We start from the raw sequence: 19,137 nt of genomic DNA on the forward strand, positions 1-19,137 counted from the left end.
GATCGCATCTCCCAGCGCAAGCGCGATCGAGTCATATGCAGCATCAGTCGGCGACTTTGGCTCCACGCATTCAGTCATGCCGCCCGGTAGCGGTGGATGGGTAGAGGTTGAGGATACTGCGCAGCCGGCCATCAGTGCCGATGCAATCAATAGGGTTGACGCGCATTTCATTTTGGTACGCCTCTTGGAATGTGGTGAATTTGGTTTGCGTGGTGTTCAGGACGGCTTGCGCGGTCTGGCTGGCGTTCAGCAGGTCGGTGGCGGCTTTCTTGTAGGCTTCCAAGTCCGCGACTTTCAGCTCTTGCACGGCATCGGCATGGCCGGATCGGTACTGGATGGCACCATACCCCCATGCCGCCACCAGCGCCAGCCCGGCGCACACGGCATAGCCTTTCCAGCCGGTGAGAAAGGTCAACATAGAACCGCCTTCGCCCGTGATAGCCGCGCCTTGCGGTCGTCCAGTCCGTAAGGGGTGATATCAGACGTCGCGCTGCCGGTGTTGATCAGTTTGGACAAGGCCAGCACATTATCTTGATCCATCCACTTTATTGCCCCATGCGACCATAACCACCAAGCCGAAGCGCGGGCGGCTGTATCGGGGTCGTTTTCCAGTAGCTCCAGCATCCGGTCAACAGGGATACCCAGCGCCTCAGAAGCGACCGCCGTGTTGTTTTTCCCGGTGATCTGAATCAGGCCATGGCCACGATACTTCCATCCGTCGCCAGAGCCTTCAGGGCCGTTACCCATGCGGTTTGCATAGACCCTATTTGCAATCGCCACCGGCTTGCGGGCGTACTGCTGGGCGAGCGCCATTGTTGGGAAGTATTTACGTTTGTCGCTGTAGAGCGCTTCGGCTGAATAATTCAGATTCTCTGTGGTTCGGGCGAACCCCATGGACTCATGCCCGACTTGCGCCAGAAAATGCGCCATACGCAAGCCTGTGTATGGGATGTATTCGCCAAAGGCCGTCACGACAGGCTCATACCATTTGTCAGCCAGCGCAGCAGATATGCCAGCAGCGCGCTGAAATTCATTCTTCGACATCATCCTTTTTCACTCCAAGCCAGTCGCGTAATTTTGATTTCATGACGCCCGGCAACATGACCCGTGACAGGTCGAGAAAATAAACGCCCAGGAAACCAACAATCACCCCAGCGCCCAGGTAGGCAAATGGGTGATATTTTTCCGGGTCGAACCAATAAGTTGTTGTGGAAACGGAAGCCACCACCGAGATACAGAAATTGGTGATGGATTCGCCGATGGGATTTTTATCGTCGTCGGTCGTGTAAAACGCTTTCAGGCCGCCAAGGGCGCCGCCCGCTATAGACATCCAGACGTGCACAGTAAATAGTTCATGCATCACGTCCCCATGCGTTTAGATTTCTCGATAATGCTGATTCCGACGACCAGATTGAAATAGGCGAAGAGAAGGTATAGCGACATGGCCGGTATCAGCGGTGGATAGGCTCCCCAGAACTCGACCGCCGTCATAAACCAAGCCAGCGCGCCACAGACCATCACGTAGCCTGCAATGAAGCGCAGGCGGCTGGTTTTGCGCAGGCCAGCCAGCGACAGTACGAACATCCCCAAATACATACTGGCGTAGGCCCCGGCTGGCCATTCGAATCCCCGGTAGGTCGGCAGCCCGAACAACCGCTGGTCAAGAAAGAGCGTCAACGCCCATACCAGATAGGCGGCTGCATTGAACATTTCCCAGGGCCGGGATCTGATGAGGTCGATTTTGAGCAGAAACAGATTGACGAAGAACATCAGGAAGCGTTTCATTTGGCGCACTCCTTGTACATGCGAATGACCGTACGCTGCCAGGCGCTGACCTCGGCGGGTTGCCAAGCAGGGTTAAATTCTGGCAGAGCTGGGCAATCGCGCATGACCGTGACTGTTTTGGTTCGGGTCACTTTCTTGACCTTTTCCACTGGCACGGCAATGATCTTGTACCGGTCCACAGGCTCCGGAGTGCTACACCCGGCCAGAGCAACCGCCAGAACGATAACAGCGGCCCTCATTTTTCAATCTCCTGCTGAATGGCGTTCTTTTGCTCGGTGAAGATATCATTAGCGCTTTTCGCCGCTTGATTTGCGGTATTTGCTGCCCGAATTGAGCGAAATGCAGCCGCCGAGCACATGGTGGTCACAGGCGTCATAGCCAAGGCGAAGCCGTCACGCAGGGCCTGTACATCAGCTTCCTTTTCCGCTTTGAGCTGGGCGCGCAGCTTTTCCATTTCCCAAGATCGGGCGGCCATAGCCCCGATCCCCATGAACGCCACGCATAGTAGCGGTATCAGTAGTCGTCGCATTGTCGCGGCTCCAAAAGAAAACCCCGACCGAAGCCGGGGTAGTGGTATGTATAATAGGTCTGCAAGTAATTTCCTCCCTATGCAGACGTTACTTGCCGCCCCGCGCTTCCGATCAGTTGACGTGGGGCGTTTTTGTATATAATTGCCGGGCAATCGATCGCGCAGCTGTCAGAGGGTGCGCAATCAGTTGCCGCCCCGGTCCATCCTTCGGGGCGTTTTTATTGGTTGTAGGGTTTCTCCCAATATTGACAGCTTCTATATACTCAAGTGGCGCAGTACAAAAGCCAATCCTATCTCTTGGGCTGCGCCGCTTCGCCCGGGCCGTGATTTGTCCGGGCGGGGTGTTTTACTTCCTCATACAGTGATGTAGTCATCACCACTGACGACCATCGTATGCGCCGATTCACCTGCAACTGAATGACTCAATACTGAGTCGAACGTCGCGGAAGTGATATCCGAGCCTATCGCGTACCCGCCCTTGAATTCGTAAGACGGGTTTTCGTCGTTCAGCACTGTCGGTGTGGTTCCGTTGACGACAACCCCTGCATATACCTTACTATTGCCCTCAGTGCTTGAACCTCGGAACCTCGGTTCCGCAGATGCAAAATTCTTCGTACCCACCGCAGAATCCATCCACAAAGCAGCCTGACCGTTAGCTCCTTTCAAAATCATCGCCCAAGCGTTCGGATACGCAGAGGATGCGCCGCTGGTGTCATTGACGCTATACGCCTTGCGAGTCGCGATTTGGCTATCGAGTATCAAAACGGTGTCGTTAAAGCCGGAACCCACCATTTGCAAGCCATAGTCGCGATACACATTGACGTCTTCCAGTTTCACGATCTTGCCATGCACCCGCGCACCACCAGCTACGAAGTCCACCTTAAAGTTTTGTCTAAGCACGTATCGGCTTACCGTGATCGTGTTCCGGGCCATCAACTCATTGCTGATCAACGCGGTGACGGATGTCGCATAGCCCGACACCGCACCATCGGGTAGGGAAGCGCCATCTACGAGGAGCTTATAAAGCACGTTGCGGGCCGTTTTGTCGCCTGAGGCCGAATTGGTAGAGCCATGATTGCCACCAGTGAACCAAAAGAAATTGCCGTCATGCTGGCCGTCGCCATCGTTTACCGCCTCGATCACCATAGGCGGCAAGTAATCTGATAGCGTGTTGTTGATCTGTGTCCAGGTAGCTGTCTCAATGTCACCGAGGGGTGCGGTGTCAGCCCCATAGAAATTCGGCAACTCATTGAAATTATTGATACCAAACCGGTACCGGTACATCTTGTCGGTGTCTTTCCACGCTACGGTGAGGGCGCCGTTAGCGTCTTTTGTATAGAAGACGTTGTTTGGCATACGCATAGCAGTTGGTACAGGTATTTTTGAATCAGTGTATTCATTCGCGGATACCAGCGTTGCAGCGTCTTTCGCGTCAACCTGTGCGACTGTAGGATATTCTTCAGTTGGCTTATACGAGTAATTGGCTGGGTCAATAATCCATGAATATCCTGAACTGCCAGTGCCATTCATGGCAATGTGTGAGAACGCGCTCGCAGCAGGAAGCTTGCTTGTGTCAAGGGTGATAATGAATTTCAGGCCAGCAACGACATCGGATTCTATCACGACGGTTTGGACACCACTGCGCGGAATCGTAGGAACTGGCGTTGTGTTAGAGAGAAGCTTGATAACATCCAGCCCTGTTGGGCTTGTTGTTTCATAGTTTTCCGCATCATACTCGACAATCTGCCAGGCATCAGGGTATGGATTTGAAGAGAAAATACCTGCTGTAGAGCCATTACGGAAATACCGGATACCGTAATACTTTCCTGGGCGGTCCCCAATCACCTTGATCGAGAGAATTGCATCGCTCAGGAAGGTGTTGGCACCGCTCACGATGCTGTTTCGAGCAATAATCTTGTTGGGAAAGGCCGCTCCCTGATTTCTCAAAAGTGACCCCAGAGCTTTAACCGCTAAATCAGCTGAATCAGCATAAGCGTTTGCTTCCTGGATATCCGCCTCTGTTGCCTGTTTGATCCACTCTCCCCATATATCCTGATACAAGGTTCTTTTATATGACCTATTCGCGCTTGTTCTAACAAAAGGGGTGTACTCCTGGTATACGTAAGAAGATGCCCCCACGCCCGACGAAGAACCCACATTCACCTTTAAAATTCCTGGCTGATTTACGGGTGAATTTATTAATGTATTTGCCACAGCGGCTACGTTTGTAAAATATGTGCCAGATGTCTTGTATTCATTAAAATCTGCATTTTCCAGAATAACTTTTGGTATAACAAAAGATTCAATAGCGGTAACCCGAGAGTCTACCGCCGGGATACCCGATGTCTTTTCATCGGTATATGTTTTTGAGTCCGCCAGCGTTGTCGCATCAGCCGAGGTGTAGTCAGCGCGGATATCTATCTCTCTGGCATCTGTATAAGAGTTTGCCGAACTTAGGGCGGCAGCGTCGGCTGCGTTAAAATCATCCCTGATTGATGTTTCTCGTGCGTCGGTGTAAGAATTCGAGCTGATAACCGCCTGAGAATCACCGCTAGAAACATCTACGGTAGTCGCGTCTTTGATCCAGATGCTCCAAGAATCAAGGTACAGCGTACGCCGGTAGCTGCTGTTGCCGGTGTAGGATGTGACGGTTTGATAAACAAAAGAGGATTCTTCCACCCCCGCAGGGTCTGCAACGTCCACTTTAACAATACATGCCACGCTGATAGGACAGTTAAGCCAAGTCGCAACCGTGGCGTTTGAATTTGAGTAGTAAACACCAGCGGTCTTTATGTTGTTTAAATCTGTTGCCGTTGGCAAGGCTTGCGGAATTACAAACGGCTCTATAACTCCTAAAGCTTCGTCTGTGTATTGCTTGGCGGCATTCAGATTTGCAGCATCAGCAGTCGCCGTATCAGACCTGATAGCTGTCTCGCGGGTTGCCGTGTATTGGTTTGCAGAACCAAGCGTAGCTGCGTCACCAGCCGCCATGTCTGTTCTGACAACAGAGTCCTTGCCGTCCGTGTAAGACTTAGAGGAAGAAAGTGTCGCGGCGTCTGCCACAGCATAATCCGTTCTGATCGACGCCTCTCTTGAAGCTGTATACTGATTTGCCGCAGCAAGGGTGTCGCCTTCTCCGGCCGCCATATCGTCCCTTATAGCGGCCTCACGTTCATCCGTATACTGTTTAGCGCTAGACAGTGTAGCGGTAGCAGAGCTGGTCACATCAGAAATCGTTGCATCCTTAATCCACGCTGACCAGTTATTGTTATACAAGGCGCGCCGGTAGCTGCTGTTGCCGGTATAACTTGTAATTGTCTGGTAAACAAACGTCGATTCATCACTACCTGTTATGCTCCCAACATGGACCTCAATTACGCATGCAACGCTGATAGGACAATTCAGCCATGTTGCTACAGTGGAACTTGACCGAGAGTAGTAAGTTCCAGCGGTCTTGATGTTATTTAAATCGGTATTGCTCGGCAGAGCCTGCGGAAGAACAAAAGGCTCGATAACTGCCACGCGCTCGTCAGTGTAGTTTTTCGCGGATTCAAGCGTAGTGGTAGCGGTCGCGGTCACATCAGTGATGGAAGCGTCTTTAAGCCACTCCCCCCAGACTCCGTTATACAGAGTCCGTCGGTAGCTGGAGTTGCCGGTGTAGCTGGTGATCGTCTGATAAACAAAAGACGTTTCATCGGTCCCTGATGGATCGCCGACCGTAACGTCAACGACGCACGCAACAGAGATCGGGCAATTCAACCAGGACGCCACAACCGAATTTGAATTTGAGTAATAGACTCCGGCTGTTTTTATATTGTTCAGATCGGTACTGCTTGGTAGCGCCTGAGGAATGACGAATCGACCAAACTTGTCAAGCGGATCATCCGTTTTCACCCACGCGCCATCCCACAAATACAGACCTTTATCCGGACCTTCAGTGACGCGCGACATTGCATGAGCACCATCCGGAGTAATTGCCAGCAATTCGGGCAACGTCGTGACGCCGATCGATTGGCTCGATGTAACCTCCAGCATCGCGCCGTAAAGGGTCTTTTTGGTCAGGCCGTTAATATCCACAAACGTCTGATTTGTAGAGTTTGTGAATTCGTTCGTTTTCTGCAGGTTGATAGCAGCCCGGTCAAAGTCCGCAGGAGTTGGGATCGCCATGTCTCTTTTCCATAAAAAAAGGCCACCCGTAGGTGACCTGTTGTGTTACCGTGTGATCAGTTAATGACCGTTTCTTTTGCCGGTATAGGCTGAGTATCCGCTTCGTAGTAGGCATCGGAATAATTGATTCCAGTAACCTTCACGTACTTCTTATCCTTCATGTCCAGATCGGTGATGAGATATGCCATCGCCGCCCTGCGTCCCTCTGGTGCAAAGCTGAAAATTGTTCGGATGCCCTGATCCGAGCCATATTCTGTGACCGGGTTCTCTGACGGCAGATTCTGCAAAACGACATGTTCAGCGTCTGCGCCCGGCGTGACCGGGATTGAATCAAGTGAGCCGTCGCGCTTCATCAGGACAATGCTGTGATCCTCGCCAGGGGTGAATTCCGCCGGCTGGCTTAGTCTCAGCGTCAGCGCCCCGTCCCATCCCACCACATCCCCATCAAAGGACTTAAATCGCGTGTTGTCCACGACATCAATGCGCTTATTTGGCAGCAATGCCCGACCATCCAGGGTGACGCCCGTCTCTACCCTCACCCGCTGGCCCATCAGCTTCTTGTACTCCCGATTGGCCCGCAGCCAGGCCTGCGCGAATGACCGGATACCTGGTATCTCGAACCGCTTCAGGCGTGTGTAATTGCCATCTGTAGGCAAGATGATGGTTTCCGTCTGGTTACTGTCCGGGTCCGTGTATAAGAACTCCACCCCGTCGTATTCACCGTCGTTGGCGAACGTACGGGTGATCGTCTCCGATTTGGGCTGTTTGTTCCGGTGCGTGAACATGGCTACGGACCGATCTTGCCGAAGGTCCGGCGCCAGCCTGATCTGGGTCGGCTGCCGGTACGCCACGCAGAAAGCAGCATTGGCGATCATCGAAATGGTGTCTTCCAGGGACAAATTGTCCGAGTCGAGCGTGTAGTTGAACTGTCCCATCTCCCAGTGCGTCTGGTTTAACTGATACTGGACGCCGTAAATCTGTGCCATGTCCACGTCGTCCACAGACCGATTGCCGATCTTGGGGTCCAACATCACGGCGCCGATAATGTCCACGATCTGGCTTGTTTTATGGATCGTGCCGGAAACATGCCGACCTTCCGCATCAAACGCACCCGAGAACACCGAACCATTGAATGTCGGAATCAGGCGGCTTGCCAAACAGTTCAGTTGACGGGTTCGTGCCGATGTTGCCCGGGCGGTCGGATACGTCACCGTGTGGATCGTCGTCTTGTTGCCGAAATGGGCCTTTGCAACCGGAGTCACCGCATAAAGGTCCGTCCATTTGATCTCATCCATGACCGTGCCTTCATAGCCATAGTCATAGTCAGTCAGGCGGCGCATGCGCACTCGAATTGGCCCCGTCCATCCTGTGACGTGCTCCAGCGTCGTGGCACGCTCATCTGTGACCGATCCGGAGACAGACCCCCATACCTGAATAATCGGGCCCTGGGGGTTGAAATTGGCATCAAGCTGCTGCCATTCGAGATGAAATTCCACTGTCGCCACTGAATAACCACCATCGAATTTGTACATCCCGTTGTTGGCCACAACATTTACCCAGACCTCGGTTCGATCCTTTTGAGGCAAAGTCACCCAATCTGTAAACTGGCTTCGTCCGTTGATCTGGAGTCGGCCGGTCGGAGCTGACCCGCCGTTATTCAGATACGCAGGGAAAGTCGAGGTTGTCAGGCGAATCTGCTTATCGCCCACTTCCGCTACTTCATACGTCCCGTCGAAAGAGTAGGTCTGCACCGCGCGCGACACAGTACCGTTTGCCGCGTCAGGTGCGCTCGGCGATATGGATTCCGCCACGCCGATCGAGTTCAGACTGACAAAATCCACCGTATAGGTTCCATTCAAAAAGTCAGTTGGCGCAAAGCCGGTAACTTGAATCGTGTCACCAACAGCCAGGCCGTAGTTCGTAATATTTCCGAACCCCGAAGTACGGGAGAACAACCCTGTCGTCGCGTCATAATTGACTTGATCGTAAGACCGGGCCGGACGGGTGAACGACGAGTTTGAAACCGTGATAGTGTCGCCAATGTCAATCACTGAATTGAAATTTGGCCGCGCTGGTGAACCCTGGGAAATATAGTCCCCGCCAGGGTTTGCGGCGAACCCATACTCTTGCACTGAATTTGGCAATTGCACCTGGTTCCATGCCTTGAGCGTCATGCCGTCGATCTCGACAGCCCTGTCCACCGTTAGGATCGGGTCAATGATGGCGTCGCCGATTTGCGTCACCGGCGCGTCACCGCTATTCGGAGAGGTGAACGGCTTGTATATTGCCGCGCTGGCGCCGTCGATCCCAGAGACAAGCGTATCTGCATCCTTGATGTCGTTCAGCTCGTAATAACCTCGCCCGACGCAGTAATACCCAAACTCCACCCGCCGGTGCTTGATGTACTTGTTGTAAGTCGGCATCATCAAGGATGGAACAGACAGAACCGTGCCAAAGATATCTTCGACCCGCTCCATGTACCGGACCTTGTTTTCCCGGTCGGCCAGCTTGTTGTTGTCCGAGGATTGGGTGCGGTTTACGTTACCGGGCTGACGTGGAGGCGGGAACAGGATCGCAGAGACGACCGTGAGGGCGACGGCGACCGCGATATTGATCAGAATCGCGCCAACAGTGGTAGCCGGGTCCCCGGGATTCTGGAACACCACATAAATCGGCCCATTTTCCTCACGCAACTGCGCCAGCCGCTCGTCCGGACTGCCCGTATGCAGAATTTCATTGCCGGCAGCTGCTGTGTCCCGGAAAAACTGAATCGATCCAACAATAGGCCGATCCGCATAGTACGTTCGCACCCAATCGTACAGACTGTCCGCCCGAAAATCCTTCGCCGCCGTGCCAGCCAGCGGATGATCATAGAACCGGATTAGGGTCATGCCTTACTCCAGAACTCGATCAGTGGGTATATGTCTTTGAGGGATGCCATGTCCTGGTAGACAACGCCTTCAGGCAATGCATGCAGAACGTGGCCATCCAAAAAGATGCCGCAGTGATGGATGCCGAGCTTGTGCGATTTGCCCATCAGGACGATGCACATATTTACTGGTTCCGGTATCTGCATGAATCCATTGTTTGATTTCTGCAGGGCAAATCGGAACGCATTCGCTATATCCCGGATAGAATCGGTTACTGTTCTGAAATCCTGAACACCCTGCCCCAGTTCCCGCGTATACACGTCGGCGACCATGTTCCAACACGGGGGATTCGGATAGTTTTGCTCTTGGTAGTACTTGACATCCATCACGGCCGTCCATAAAAAAAGCACCCGAAGGTGCTGGTATGTTTTTTATCAATGCTCACTGGAACCCCCGAAGCATCGGTATTTCTCTCGGGCTGTACACCTCACCAGTGCGCAGCAGGTTGTATCTCGGGGACACGGCGTTAACGTTTGCCGCCCCTTTTACATAGGTCAGTGATTCAGCCTGGAGCCTCGCCAATCCCGTCGGCGCGTCCAGGACTGGGTACAGGAACGATCGGTACACAATCACAATCCGTTCTTTCGTGGTAAGCGGTATGCTATCCAACTCCTCTCGGAGTTCATCCTGAGAATCCACTACATCCACCGCGATCCTGAATAACTGATCCAGGTTCGAATTTGTGCCGTTTTGCTCAATTTGGAAATTCACCGACCTGTGTTCCATCAGCGTGCCTTCCACATCAAGCCATCCAACCCCAGGCTGATTCCAGAACCGGAACACTTTCGACAGGTCAGAATGCGCGATTGCAAGCGTATAGATCGGGTACTCGTCAGGCGGGTTGCTCGCCCAATACCGCTTCATGCGGTCGTCAATATCAAGGGCCACTGATCACCCCCAGAACGTTGACATCGTGGTTGATGTATTTGTCGAGGCCGGCAAAGAGTGCGCCATAATTACTCAGGCCGTCATTCCACAGATCAATCTCAGCCTGCGCGTCCTCTATCGAGCGTTTATAGGCCGATGGCTGGACATTCACCGTAAACGTCACAAATGAATGCTGCTGGTTTCGAACCATCGAATATGACTTGACCACCATGAAACACGTGTGCAGCTCTGCGCCATCACCAGAATCGATCATCATATCGAATGGCTTACTGCCCTTCTTAATGATACGGTGGTAAAACAGTGTCCAAATATGGTATTTCTCCGGCGTCAGTGGAAGCGTCACTGTAAATGGCTGCACACCACCATCATATTCAAGTGCGGTGCGCGGTGATCCGCCCTCCACCGGCGTTTCCATCACACCACCTATGTCGCCGCCCGAGTACGCACTGATAAGTGGGCACATGCCACGCGGAATCTGCGGATTTGCCATTATCTTGCGAACTCCACTTTAAAATTCTTCCGCAATGCGCTTGCGTGGTCACTATTGGGATTATTCAGTTCGGCCACCACCTGGCGCTTTGCTTCCTGAATAATCAGCATGCGTTCGCCGTCTGGTAATGTTCGCTCCTGAACGCTGTCAATCCGGCCTGTCGTTTGGTTCAAAATGGTGATGCCTGATGATTTGGCTGGGCCTGTAGCAACACCAACCGCTCCACCACTAGCATAACCACGCAGCCGCAGTGCCTCTACCCTGCTGACGCCGCCATGACGCTGTACGTCATCCTGAGAAAACACCACCTCGCCCTTATGGACGATGCCGGCAGGATCATATTTACCACCCGCGCCTGTGTATCCGCCGTCGTCGAACCCAATGCTACCGAAACCGTAAGAGCCGCCGTAATTAGGCAAACCTGCGCTACCGCCTACCGTCGTTGCGCCGCTTAATGCGCCACCAGCAAACGCACCAATGGCCGCCTTCGTAATCGTGCCAAACAAACCGCCACCACCGCCTGCCGCCTTCCCAAATAGGGCTTCGTTCAACTGAGTAGCCAGGGCCTGAGCTACCATCTTGCGCAACAGATCCTGCCATGCCTTGGCAATGTTATCGAAATTACCCGCAAGCACATCTTCCAGAGTCTGACCAAGCTGATCTTGAATATTCGCAGACGCTTGTTTAGCAAACTCCGACATTTCTTCAGTCGATTCCGAATATTTTTCGTTCAGCTCATTCAGGTATTTTTCATATTCCTGTTGGCCGAATACGCCATCTTCCCAGGCTTTGCGCAGATATCCAATTTCTTGCAAATGCTGATCAAGTTTCCCTTGGCCGGTTACTTCAGATAAGAATTTTTCGTATTTCTCGGCTTCTTCAGTCTGTTCCTTCATGAAGTCCAGAGTTTGCGCGCGCCCGAGAATCTCGTTTTTCTGAGCCTCTCCAACCTTGCCATATTTTCCAAGTTGGATATTTTCGAGCGCCTTCTCATACTCGGTTTCTTTTCCCAACAACGCGATTTGTTCATTTAATTGCTTGATATAGTCGCCCGCAAGGTCGCGCTGAGATCCTGCCGACTTACCGCCAGATTTCTTTGTGCCGCCAGCGCCACCCCGCTTTTCATCGTCAGCTGGAATAGCCCCAAGCAAAGGAATATCATCGACTCCGATGAGCTTACCCATCCTCTGATTTGCGGCATTAGCGCGAGCTTGTGTCCACATGTCGGAGTATTTCGTATCTCCAACCTTCCCGGCAGCATCGTTGAATTCAGCGAGAATGTCATCCACTAGTTTCTGTGATGCATTTGCGCGAGCGACGGTTTCTTTTACCATTTCCGGGTTAACAGTATTTGCCAGTGCATTGTTACTCAGCGTAGCATCAACATGATTAATCAGATTACCCGTTGCTGCGCCCGTCAGTTTCGCCGCGGCAATGAATGCCCGGACCGCATTGGCAGCAGATATGGCAAAATCAGCAACACCGGCCAGAAGACTGCCAACATCCATCAGCCATGTTTTGATTGACCCTTGTCCCGCCAAATCATCAACCGAACCTTTAAGACCATCGGTCTTTGTGGCAGAATCAGTGGCCAATTTAATGAAATTATTGATTTCAGGCAGAATCTCATTGGCAATGGTGACACTCAACCCCTTGAACATCGTTTCCAGGCGTTGTAGGTTCTTATCCAATTCTTTGGCGGCCTTGACTGTGTCATTATTCATGACGCCACCAAGTCTCGCAGCCTCATCACCCAAGCGCTTCATTTCTTCGCCATTCCTGGCGAGCAACGGAGCCAGCAGGGCTGAGTCAGAAGCCATTGCCTCCATATAGAAAATCATCTGGCTCTGAGAAACTCCTGCCTTTTGGAGGGAGTCGTAGAACGATTGCAACGCGTCAGGCCCGGAAAGGCGAGCGAACTGATCAGCTGTAACGCCAATTTTGGGCGCGATGTTTTCAAAGAAATCCTTCATCGGGCCGCCGCCCGTTGTCATGAAATCACCTACGCGATCCTGGACATCCTTAAATATGTCTGCCAGCTTCTCGTTTTCGATGCCGACCGTATTAGCCGCATATGCCATGCGTTGAAAGGTTTCCGCAGACGTATTGCTCAGCTCGGATAGTCGCGATACCTCCTTACCGGTACTAGCAACAGACTTTGCCCAGACCGTCGCAGCTGTGGCTGCCGCTGCACCGATAGCAAGGCCGACGGTCCCCATGGTCGCGCCAAGAGACAATGCATTTTTTTTCAGTGTCTCCAGGGAATTAACTGCTTTCTTGGTGTTTGTCTCGAAACTGCCCGTCTTCATGAGCAGATCGATAATAATACTTCCGGCTGCCATCGTTATTCCTTACCAAAATTAGCGGGCGGCGTCATGCCAAATGCTGCAAATGTATTCAGGTCCGCGTCTGTAACCTGCCGGGTCTGATCGTTTACAAGCATTTCGACATAATCTTCGTACTTCCCACCACCCATCTTCTGAGCAACGAGCGCGGCGGGTCTGTGGTACCTGTGGAGGTCATCGAATGGGCTTTGTTCATAGAAAGCCACCCACCGATTAAACTCTGCCGTTGACATGTATCGTTTCCACTCGGAAACCGATCGGCCCCCGAGCGCCAGGGCTATCACATGCCAGAACCACTCATCGCCCTTTATTCGTTTCCCTGGGACTTGTTGACCTCCATGATTGCGGCAAACAGCGCGTTCATGGGCTCAGCCTTCAGAAGCAACGCCTCTTCATAGGTAATTGCTGGCTCGCCGCCAGGCTCGCAAAGGCTGGCGGCAACGAGTTTTGCCAATGCGCCGGCCTGAACGTTGTCATCTGCTGACTGCTGCGCAATCCGAAACTTCTGATACTCCACAGCAGGAATCTCCTTGAAGTACAGAATATGCTTGCTGCCGTCGGCCAACTCCACTTCCTTTTCGTGAATTTCCTGAGAAACGAAGAATGTTTTATCCAGCATGATTAAGATTTCCAAGTCCAGGTTGTTTTGCCCGAGCGCTGAAGGGTAAGCGTGCCGGTGACGATCGTATTGGTCGCGATATCAATCGCCACATCCGCGACAGCCGCAGTAAATCTAGCTGAAGTACGATCGGTCGGTGGCACCATGACATCATCGGTGCCAAGCGTGGGAGCAGCAATGCCGTCGGAAAATCCCACAGTCCATTCGAGATTTTCTCCAAGCGCCTTGAGGTCAAACAGAATTTGATGCGATACCTGGCGTGGGTCGAAATTAAACGGAATTGCCATTTGCGCCGGCACTGCCAGGCCCAACAGGTATGTTTCCTCTTCGGTCTCGTCGAGACACGTTGTAGGAATGTTGCTGCGAGCACCTGCGCCCACCCCCGGGATTCCCGTCGGGCATACCAGCTTAATAATTGCCCGCGTTGCCGGAACAGTGATGCTGTCGACGAAGTAAAGGCCGGAACCTTGAGTCTTAATTGCCATTTGGACGCTCCAAAGTAAAAAGCGCCCCGGAGGACGCATTAAAAAAACCACCCCGCAGGTGGCTATCTATTTGTAATAAAATCCGCTTCAATCGAGATTCGGAACAACTTGGTGTCCGCCTCACGCATTTGAATAATTAACCTATTTGCTATTCCAGCGTCATCCAGCGCTTCCCGTACTGCCCTGGCTAGCCCACGAACAGTGGACCGCTCGCTGTCGTCAGGGCCAGCATATATGTCGATCTGCACGCTATCAAAATCACCGCACGGTGCACCAGATACTTGCTCATATGGAGCATCTGCCACATTCCGGAAAGTCATATAAGGTTTAGTAACGTCTTGAGGCGCGCTGCCGAAGTCATATATTCTGGGGTCTAAGGCCCCGACGTAACTTTGAATTCCTGGGACGTTCAATACTGGGAACACTGAAGGCAACATTATTTGCCCTCCGACAAGTATTTCTGTGCCGCCTTATCCACTCTCTTTTTCAAGTCGTCTGTGATCGTTGCGATGGATGTAGAAGCGGTTGCCACAAACGCAGGTCGGACCCACGGCTGTTCTGGCTGATGGCTGGAGCCATACTCCATCAACTGTGCTGTCTGACGCGTTGTGGCTGCCTTTTTCTGTCCTTCCTTCTTGGGATAGGATTTTCTCCGCACTGTCAAGACTAACTTATGTCCATTGTTGGTGCGACCACGCTTGATCTGTAAATTCTTCATAAGCAAGCCAGTGGATTCACTGCCGTTCTTATCGATAGATGCCTGGAGCATAACTTTCTGTTTAGCCTGGATCAACCGTGCGCCCTTACGCATCGACAAATTGACCATACCCCCTTGACTGCTGGACGCCACATCTCGCGGAAGCTTATTGAGAGTGTTAAGAACATTATCAATACCCTTGATATCAATGTCAGCCATTATTCACCCCTTGGGAGACGGGCATCGTCAGATATTCCAGTCCTGACTTATTGTCAGGCTGAATACCATGCAGGTTATAAATCTTTCCCCGAAAGACGATCCGGTCAGAGGCCCTAATATCCTCGCGGTACCGAACAGTTATCCTGGCTGTAACTTCACTTTGGGTTGCTCCCGCCTGCAAAAATTCTCGCGAAGAAAGCGGTGTGACATTCGCGTACAAGACGGCCATATCCTTCCATTCTCCAGACCGATCCCCAGTTTCAGGGTCAAGCGTTCCTGCGGCTCGGTCATATCGTTGCAAAACCACGCGGTGAATCAGCTTATGTGCGAGCGCCATTAGATGCCCAACTTTTCGCGATAAGGAAAAAGAATGGACTCAGCACGTTCTCGCCGAATCCGGAATTCGTCTGGCGTCAGGGTATCGTGCGCACACTCGACCAACAATGCGATCGCCGGCACAATTTCTGATTCATCAGGCAACTGATCCGCGTCAATGAACTGCAGGGCTTCCGCTTCAGCCGCAGCAATCAGTACGCCCAATTGCTCATCATCAAGCGCAGACGAATCATCAATGCGCAACATGAATTTGATCGTTGCGATATCTGTTGCCATGTCATAGACCCTTTGTAACCGGATCGGACTGTAGCAGCCCGATCCGAACTGCTCAATTACTCGCCAGCGCCATCATCAACAGGCAGACCGGTGAAGTTACCCTTCACAAACGCTTCTGGCCGGTACACAGTCAGACCAACGCGCTCTTCGCACAGGATCGTCACCATGTTTTTAACCAGGTTGTCCCGGTCCTCTGTCGAAACAACGACCGTGACATCTTCCCGATCCCAACCCTGGGCACCTTGTGCAAAAGCGCCCACCAGGAACTCATTTGCATCCAAGGCTTTTGTTGGCACCACAGGACGACCCCACAGGCCAGGAACAGCCAGACCGCGCGGCGTCGTGAACAGATACTGGTTGTCCGTCGTCTTGGTCAGCTCAATCTGGGCCCAGTCAATCGGGCTCAGCACAATACCGTCGGCGTCGTATTCGGCAAGAGCGGCCTGCAGCATGGCAATACGCAGACGGTCAATGGCTGTTTCATTCTGGACCGTCACACCGGGATTGGCATATGTCGAAGCCTGGGTGAAAATGCCGTTCAGATTCAGGCCGGTACCATCACCCTTAAGCAGCTGCACCTCTTCTTTCAGCTTCAAGCCATAGCGCAGACGACCGTCAATGTAGCTCATCAGCATGGGCACATCGGACAGCACCTGTTTTGAAGCAACGATGTGGTGAGCAATTGTGGCCACCGGCGCAGACCGCAGTGTGAACGTGATATCAGACAACGGCTTCACGGTGCTGGGGTTTTCAGCGACGGGCGCCGCATTGTTGGTGAAACCCGTCTCTACCGCATATTCGATGCTGTTTGATGTGGTGCGTCCCCAGTTCAAGAGATCACGCAGGAACAGTCGCTGACGGGTTGGCTGGATCAATCCAACGCGATCAGGTTCGATCAGCTCGCCTGCGGACGACCCGAGGCTTGTAATGGCAGCCTGCACTGTGTGAGAAAAACTGGCTTTGGCACCGCTGGCGCCGCGGCGGGCGAAATCGTCGTAACCCTCGGCTGCAACAAACATGGCGCCCATCGATTCTGGCGGCGCAGTACGGCCGCCACCTGAATCCAGTGCAACAATGGTTTGTTCAGCGGCCTGCAGGCGTGCCTGCAGCTCGCCCTGGGTTACCAACAATTTATCCACTGATTCTTTCGTTTCAGCAGACAGCGCCTGGTGCTGCTTGATCTGCGCATGCGCAGTTTCGGCGTGTTCCTTCAGCTCACCACCGACTTTCTCCAGAGCAGCCTGGATGTCCTTATACTCTTGACCGATATTACTCATTTCAAAACTCCTAATAGATTATTGGCTAGTTGTGCAGCGATACCCGGTGACGGGTCATTGACGGCAGCGTCACGCGTGCCGTGTCCGGTAGCGCCAGGCGTACCGCTGCCAGCGGCATCACGCGCGCTGGACTTAATTTCATCGAATAGTTTTTTGCGTTCAGTGCGAGGCATGCCGCTTCTGGCCATGGCCCGATCAAATTTGCGGGCAGCAAAAGCAAGGTTTTGTGCGGATCCGCCCTCATGCACAGCGTCACGAGACAGCAGCACATCGGCAAATCCCTGGTCAATGGCGTCCTGACCACCGATCCAAGACTCAGCATCCAGAAGCGCTTCCAGCTTTTTTTCATCCAAGCCGGTGCGCTCCTGGTAAATGCCCGCCATGGCCCGGTCAAAGGGTTCCATCCAGTCGGCGATTTCACGCAGGGCATGCCGATTGCCGGCGGCAAGCACCCAACAGTTATGGATCATGACGAAACCGGCGCGGGAGATTTGCACTTCGTCGCCGGCCATTGCGATGATGGAAGCCGCCGATGCAGCCAGCCCCAAAATCTTGACGGTGATCTTTCCCTTGTGTTCTCGCAGGGTGTTGTAAATAGCCAGCCCTTCGAACATATCGCCGCCAGGACTGTTGATATTGACAGTCACATCTTTATCGCCGATATAGCGAAGCGCGGCCGCAATTCGCTTCGCAGTCACGCCCTCGCCAGTCCAGTAGTCCTCCCCAATAACGTCCAATACGCTGATCGTGGTGTTGCTGTCAGAGTCCGCTGCTTGGATGCCCGGATTCCACTTTTCCAACGCCAAAGGGGAAAGATCGTAATTGACTTTATTTCGTAAAGTCTGAATGTCACTGGTTTTCATTGGTAGCCTTTATTTGTCCGATGCTGTCAAGGGTTGTCATAGCGGCTTGCACGGTCAGCACATCTGCATTACCGCCTTTGGCAGGCAGGTTTTCTTCGCGCCGCACATCATCGCGAGTCTTAATGCCGTTATTCACCTGGATTGCCTGGTATTCAGCGCGAGTCTTACTGTCGGCACGCAGAAGCCCTTCAATCGAAAATTCCGCGTAAAAGCGCTGTTGATCCACGGGAGAGAACAAGTCTTTATTGATGGCCTGCTCAATACGTGTGAGCCAGGGGCGTAGTGTGAAAGTTAGAAACCCGATCATCTGCTGCTCAATACCGGCGCCCCAGCTAGTGCTGTTGGACGTATGGCCCACCATGTGCGGGGGGACGCGGAACCACCGGCAAATTTCTTCCACAGAGAAGCCCCGAGACTCCAGCAGTTGCGCGTCTTTCGGAGGAATACCTATTGTTTTCGCATCCATGCCCGCCTCAAGCAATGGAGACTCGCCGGCATTTAATGCGCCGGAGATTTTTTTCATGCTTTCCCGAAATTTGTTGCGCTGGTCCTCTTTTATGACTCGGTCCATCGTGAATGCCACGGTCGGCGCCAAACCCTTTTCAAACGTGCTATTGGCCGCCTCCGCAGCGGCCAAGGCAGAACCAAACACTTTGGCACCGTATTCAATGACCGAGACCCCCCATTTGCCGTCCAGCGTGAATCCAGGAATGCGAAAGATCCGATCCTCTGGTATTTCTCGCTGCTTGCCGTTCTCCGTGTAGAGATACCGCAACTTCCCATTTGCTCCGCGATTGATCGTCAGCCTGGCAGGGACAAGGAAATCCAGCGCGACCAGGCGGTTACCGATATACTTTTTCTCGGACAACCCGTTGCCACGCAGCAGCATGGCCACAATTTTGGCTTCCCAGAAGACCGAGGCGGTCGTGTCTTTATTGGGCTGAGCATGAAGGATCGAATAAATGGGATGTTGGGTCGCGATAACGCGACTATCCGAGCGCTTTTCATACACTTTCAACGGCAAGGTTGAAATGGTTTCAGCAATGATTCGAGCGCAAGCCCACACGGTGGACAGCTGCATAACCGATTTCTGATTCACAGTCTGGCCAGCCGAGGTCGTACCAAACTGACTCCAGAAAGCAGTGTCTGTCAAAGCGATAGGCACACCCAGCCATTCCAGAAGCGCCGTTTTTACGCGGCCTGGTTTCTTGCGTTCTGTTCTGGTCATAGG

General features: G+C 52.8%; 22 protein-coding genes. All 22 read right to left on the bottom strand.

Going from position 1 to position 19,137, the window contains the following annotated elements; genetic code table 11:
• Positions 1 to 70: 70 nt before the first annotated feature.
• On the bottom strand, positions 71 to 418 hold the full coding sequence (locus tag W822_RS42625) for a hypothetical protein (RefSeq protein WP_024006914.1): 348 nt from the start codon (positions 416 to 418) through the stop codon (positions 71 to 73).
• Positions 412 to 1,047: a glycoside hydrolase family 19 protein gene (locus W822_RS42630; RefSeq protein WP_216593325.1), complete on the bottom strand. Its 636-nt coding sequence runs from the start codon at positions 1,045 to 1,047 to the stop codon at positions 412 to 414. Before W822_RS42630 ends, W822_RS42625 begins: the two co-directional genes overlap by 7 nt.
• Complete coding sequence (locus W822_RS42635) at positions 1,031 to 1,360, bottom strand: hypothetical protein (protein ID WP_024006916.1); 330 nt, start codon at positions 1,358 to 1,360, stop codon at positions 1,031 to 1,033. The genes W822_RS42630 and W822_RS42635 overlap by 17 nt, the downstream gene beginning before the upstream one ends.
• Positions 1,360 to 1,785 (bottom strand): hypothetical protein, encoded by a 426-nt coding sequence (locus W822_RS42640; RefSeq protein ID WP_024006917.1) that lies wholly within the window; start codon positions 1,783 to 1,785, stop codon positions 1,360 to 1,362. Before W822_RS42640 ends, W822_RS42635 begins: the two co-directional genes overlap by 1 nt.
• Positions 1,782 to 2,024, bottom strand: coding sequence for a hypothetical protein (locus W822_RS42645; protein ID WP_024006918.1), 243 nt, complete (start codon positions 2,022 to 2,024; stop codon positions 1,782 to 1,784). Before W822_RS42645 ends, W822_RS42640 begins: the two co-directional genes overlap by 4 nt.
• Complete coding sequence (locus tag W822_RS42650) at positions 2,021 to 2,260, bottom strand: hypothetical protein (protein WP_024006919.1); 240 nt, start codon at positions 2,258 to 2,260, stop codon at positions 2,021 to 2,023. Before W822_RS42650 ends, W822_RS42645 begins: the two co-directional genes overlap by 4 nt.
• Before the next feature lie 408 nt (positions 2,261 to 2,668).
• Positions 2,669 to 6,481 (bottom strand): pyocin knob domain-containing protein, encoded by a 3,813-nt coding sequence (locus W822_RS42655; RefSeq protein ID WP_024006920.1) that lies wholly within the window; start codon positions 6,479 to 6,481, stop codon positions 2,669 to 2,671.
• A gap of 56 nt (positions 6,482 to 6,537) precedes the next feature.
• A complete protein-coding gene (locus tag W822_RS45995; protein WP_024006921.1) occupies positions 6,538 to 9,372 on the bottom strand; it encodes a host specificity factor TipJ family phage tail protein in 2,835 nt (944 codons plus the stop codon).
• The gene (locus W822_RS42660; protein ID WP_024006922.1) at positions 9,369 to 9,737 is read right to left on the bottom strand and encodes a hypothetical protein; all 369 of its coding nucleotides are present in this window, start codon (positions 9,735 to 9,737) and stop codon (positions 9,369 to 9,371) included. Before W822_RS42660 ends, W822_RS45995 begins: the two co-directional genes overlap by 4 nt.
• 55 nt (positions 9,738 to 9,792) lie before the next feature.
• A complete protein-coding gene (locus tag W822_RS42665) occupies positions 9,793 to 10,299 on the bottom strand; it encodes a hypothetical protein (protein ID WP_024006923.1) in 507 nt (168 codons plus the stop codon).
• Positions 10,289 to 10,789, bottom strand: a complete 501-nt coding sequence (locus tag W822_RS42670) for a hypothetical protein (protein ID WP_024006924.1) — start codon at positions 10,787 to 10,789, stop codon at positions 10,289 to 10,291. The genes W822_RS42665 and W822_RS42670 overlap by 11 nt, the downstream gene beginning before the upstream one ends.
• On the bottom strand, positions 10,789 to 13,131 hold the full coding sequence (locus W822_RS46635; protein ID WP_024006925.1) for a phage tail tape measure protein: 2,343 nt from the start codon (positions 13,129 to 13,131) through the stop codon (positions 10,789 to 10,791). The genes W822_RS42670 and W822_RS46635 overlap by 1 nt, the downstream gene beginning before the upstream one ends.
• Positions 13,132 to 13,133: 2 nt before the next feature.
• Positions 13,134 to 13,367 carry a phage tail assembly protein T gene (locus W822_RS42680; RefSeq protein ID WP_024006926.1) on the bottom strand — a complete coding sequence of 78 codons (234 nt, stop codon included), beginning with the start codon at positions 13,365 to 13,367 and terminating at the stop codon, positions 13,134 to 13,136.
• Positions 13,368 to 13,441: 74 nt separating this feature from the next.
• Entirely contained in the window at positions 13,442 to 13,753 is a 312-nt protein-coding gene (locus tag W822_RS42685) for a hypothetical protein (protein WP_024006927.1), read from the bottom strand.
• A gap of 2 nt (positions 13,754 to 13,755) precedes the next feature.
• The gene (locus tag W822_RS46000; protein ID WP_024006928.1) at positions 13,756 to 14,238 is read right to left on the bottom strand and encodes a phage tail tube protein; all 483 of its coding nucleotides are present in this window, start codon (positions 14,236 to 14,238) and stop codon (positions 13,756 to 13,758) included.
• A 62-nt stretch (positions 14,239 to 14,300) separates the two neighbouring features.
• Positions 14,301 to 14,675, bottom strand: coding sequence for a tail completion protein gp17 (gp17, locus tag W822_RS42690; protein WP_024006929.1), 375 nt, complete (start codon positions 14,673 to 14,675; stop codon positions 14,301 to 14,303).
• Positions 14,675 to 15,154 carry an HK97-gp10 family putative phage morphogenesis protein gene (locus tag W822_RS42695; RefSeq protein ID WP_024006930.1) on the bottom strand — a complete coding sequence of 160 codons (480 nt, stop codon included), beginning with the start codon at positions 15,152 to 15,154 and terminating at the stop codon, positions 14,675 to 14,677. Before W822_RS42695 ends, gp17 begins: the two co-directional genes overlap by 1 nt.
• Entirely contained in the window at positions 15,147 to 15,491 is a 345-nt protein-coding gene (locus tag W822_RS42700) for a phage head closure protein (protein ID WP_024006931.1), read from the bottom strand. The genes W822_RS42695 and W822_RS42700 overlap by 8 nt, the downstream gene beginning before the upstream one ends.
• Positions 15,491 to 15,766 (bottom strand): phage head-tail connector protein, encoded by a 276-nt coding sequence (locus tag W822_RS42705; RefSeq protein WP_024006932.1) that lies wholly within the window; start codon positions 15,764 to 15,766, stop codon positions 15,491 to 15,493. The genes W822_RS42700 and W822_RS42705 overlap by 1 nt, the downstream gene beginning before the upstream one ends.
• A 56-nt stretch (positions 15,767 to 15,822) precedes the next feature.
• Positions 15,823 to 17,043: a phage major capsid protein gene (locus tag W822_RS42710; RefSeq protein ID WP_024006933.1), complete on the bottom strand. Its 1,221-nt coding sequence runs from the start codon at positions 17,041 to 17,043 to the stop codon at positions 15,823 to 15,825.
• The gene (locus W822_RS0124070; RefSeq protein WP_031243539.1) at positions 17,040 to 17,906 is read right to left on the bottom strand and encodes a head maturation protease, ClpP-related; all 867 of its coding nucleotides are present in this window, start codon (positions 17,904 to 17,906) and stop codon (positions 17,040 to 17,042) included. The genes W822_RS42710 and W822_RS0124070 overlap by 4 nt, the downstream gene beginning before the upstream one ends.
• Complete coding sequence (locus W822_RS42715; protein ID WP_024006935.1) at positions 17,893 to 19,134, bottom strand: phage portal protein; 1,242 nt, start codon at positions 19,132 to 19,134, stop codon at positions 17,893 to 17,895. Before W822_RS42715 ends, W822_RS0124070 begins: the two co-directional genes overlap by 14 nt.
• Between the last annotated feature and the right edge of the window lie 3 nt (positions 19,135 to 19,137).

Origin of the sequence: Advenella kashmirensis W13003 (assembly GCF_000506985.1) — a bacterium.
In the GTDB taxonomy this organism is placed as follows: domain Bacteria; phylum Pseudomonadota; class Gammaproteobacteria; order Burkholderiales; family Burkholderiaceae_B; genus Advenella; species Advenella kashmirensis_A.

Coding starts and splice junctions, on each gene's coding strand:
- W822_RS42625 (WP_024006914.1), bottom strand. CDS start 418: ATGTTGACCTTTCTCACCGGCTGGAAAGGCTATGCCGTGTGCGCCGGG.
- W822_RS42630 (WP_216593325.1), bottom strand. CDS start 1,047: ATGATGTCGAAGAATGAATTTCAGCGCGCTGCTGGCATATCTGCTGCG.
- W822_RS42635 (WP_024006916.1), bottom strand. CDS start 1,360: ATGCATGAACTATTTACTGTGCACGTCTGGATGTCTATAGCGGGCGGC.
- W822_RS42640 (WP_024006917.1), bottom strand. CDS start 1,785: ATGAAACGCTTCCTGATGTTCTTCGTCAATCTGTTTCTGCTCAAAATC.
- W822_RS42645 (WP_024006918.1), bottom strand. CDS start 2,024: ATGAGGGCCGCTGTTATCGTTCTGGCGGTTGCTCTGGCCGGGTGTAGC.
- W822_RS42650 (WP_024006919.1), bottom strand. CDS start 2,260: ATGGCCGCCCGATCTTGGGAAATGGAAAAGCTGCGCGCCCAGCTCAAA.
- W822_RS42655 (WP_024006920.1), bottom strand. CDS start 6,481: ATGGCGATCCCAACTCCTGCGGACTTTGACCGGGCTGCTATCAACCTG.
- W822_RS45995 (WP_024006921.1), bottom strand. CDS start 9,372: ATGACCCTAATCCGGTTCTATGATCATCCGCTGGCTGGCACGGCGGCG.
- W822_RS42660 (WP_024006922.1), bottom strand. CDS start 9,737: ATGGATGTCAAGTACTACCAAGAGCAAAACTATCCGAATCCCCCGTGT.
- W822_RS42670 (WP_024006924.1), bottom strand. CDS start 10,789: ATGGCAAATCCGCAGATTCCGCGTGGCATGTGCCCACTTATCAGTGCG.
- W822_RS46635 (WP_024006925.1), bottom strand. CDS start 13,131: ATGGCAGCCGGAAGTATTATTATCGATCTGCTCATGAAGACGGGCAGT.
- W822_RS42680 (WP_024006926.1), bottom strand. CDS start 13,367: ATGTCAACGGCAGAGTTTAATCGGTGGGTGGCTTTCTATGAACAAAGC.
- W822_RS42685 (WP_024006927.1), bottom strand. CDS start 13,753: ATGCTGGATAAAACATTCTTCGTTTCTCAGGAAATTCACGAAAAGGAA.
- W822_RS46000 (WP_024006928.1), bottom strand. CDS start 14,238: ATGGCAATTAAGACTCAAGGTTCCGGCCTTTACTTCGTCGACAGCATC.
- gp17 (WP_024006929.1), bottom strand. CDS start 14,675: ATGTTGCCTTCAGTGTTCCCAGTATTGAACGTCCCAGGAATTCAAAGT.
- W822_RS42695 (WP_024006930.1), bottom strand. CDS start 15,154: ATGGCTGACATTGATATCAAGGGTATTGATAATGTTCTTAACACTCTC.
- W822_RS42700 (WP_024006931.1), bottom strand. CDS start 15,491: ATGGCGCTCGCACATAAGCTGATTCACCGCGTGGTTTTGCAACGATAT.
- W822_RS42705 (WP_024006932.1), bottom strand. CDS start 15,766: ATGGCAACAGATATCGCAACGATCAAATTCATGTTGCGCATTGATGAT.
- W822_RS42710 (WP_024006933.1), bottom strand. CDS start 17,043: ATGAGTAATATCGGTCAAGAGTATAAGGACATCCAGGCTGCTCTGGAG.
- W822_RS0124070 (WP_031243539.1), bottom strand. CDS start 17,906: ATGAAAACCAGTGACATTCAGACTTTACGAAATAAAGTCAATTACGAT.
- W822_RS42715 (WP_024006935.1), bottom strand. CDS start 19,134: ATGACCAGAACAGAACGCAAGAAACCAGGCCGCGTAAAAACGGCGCTT.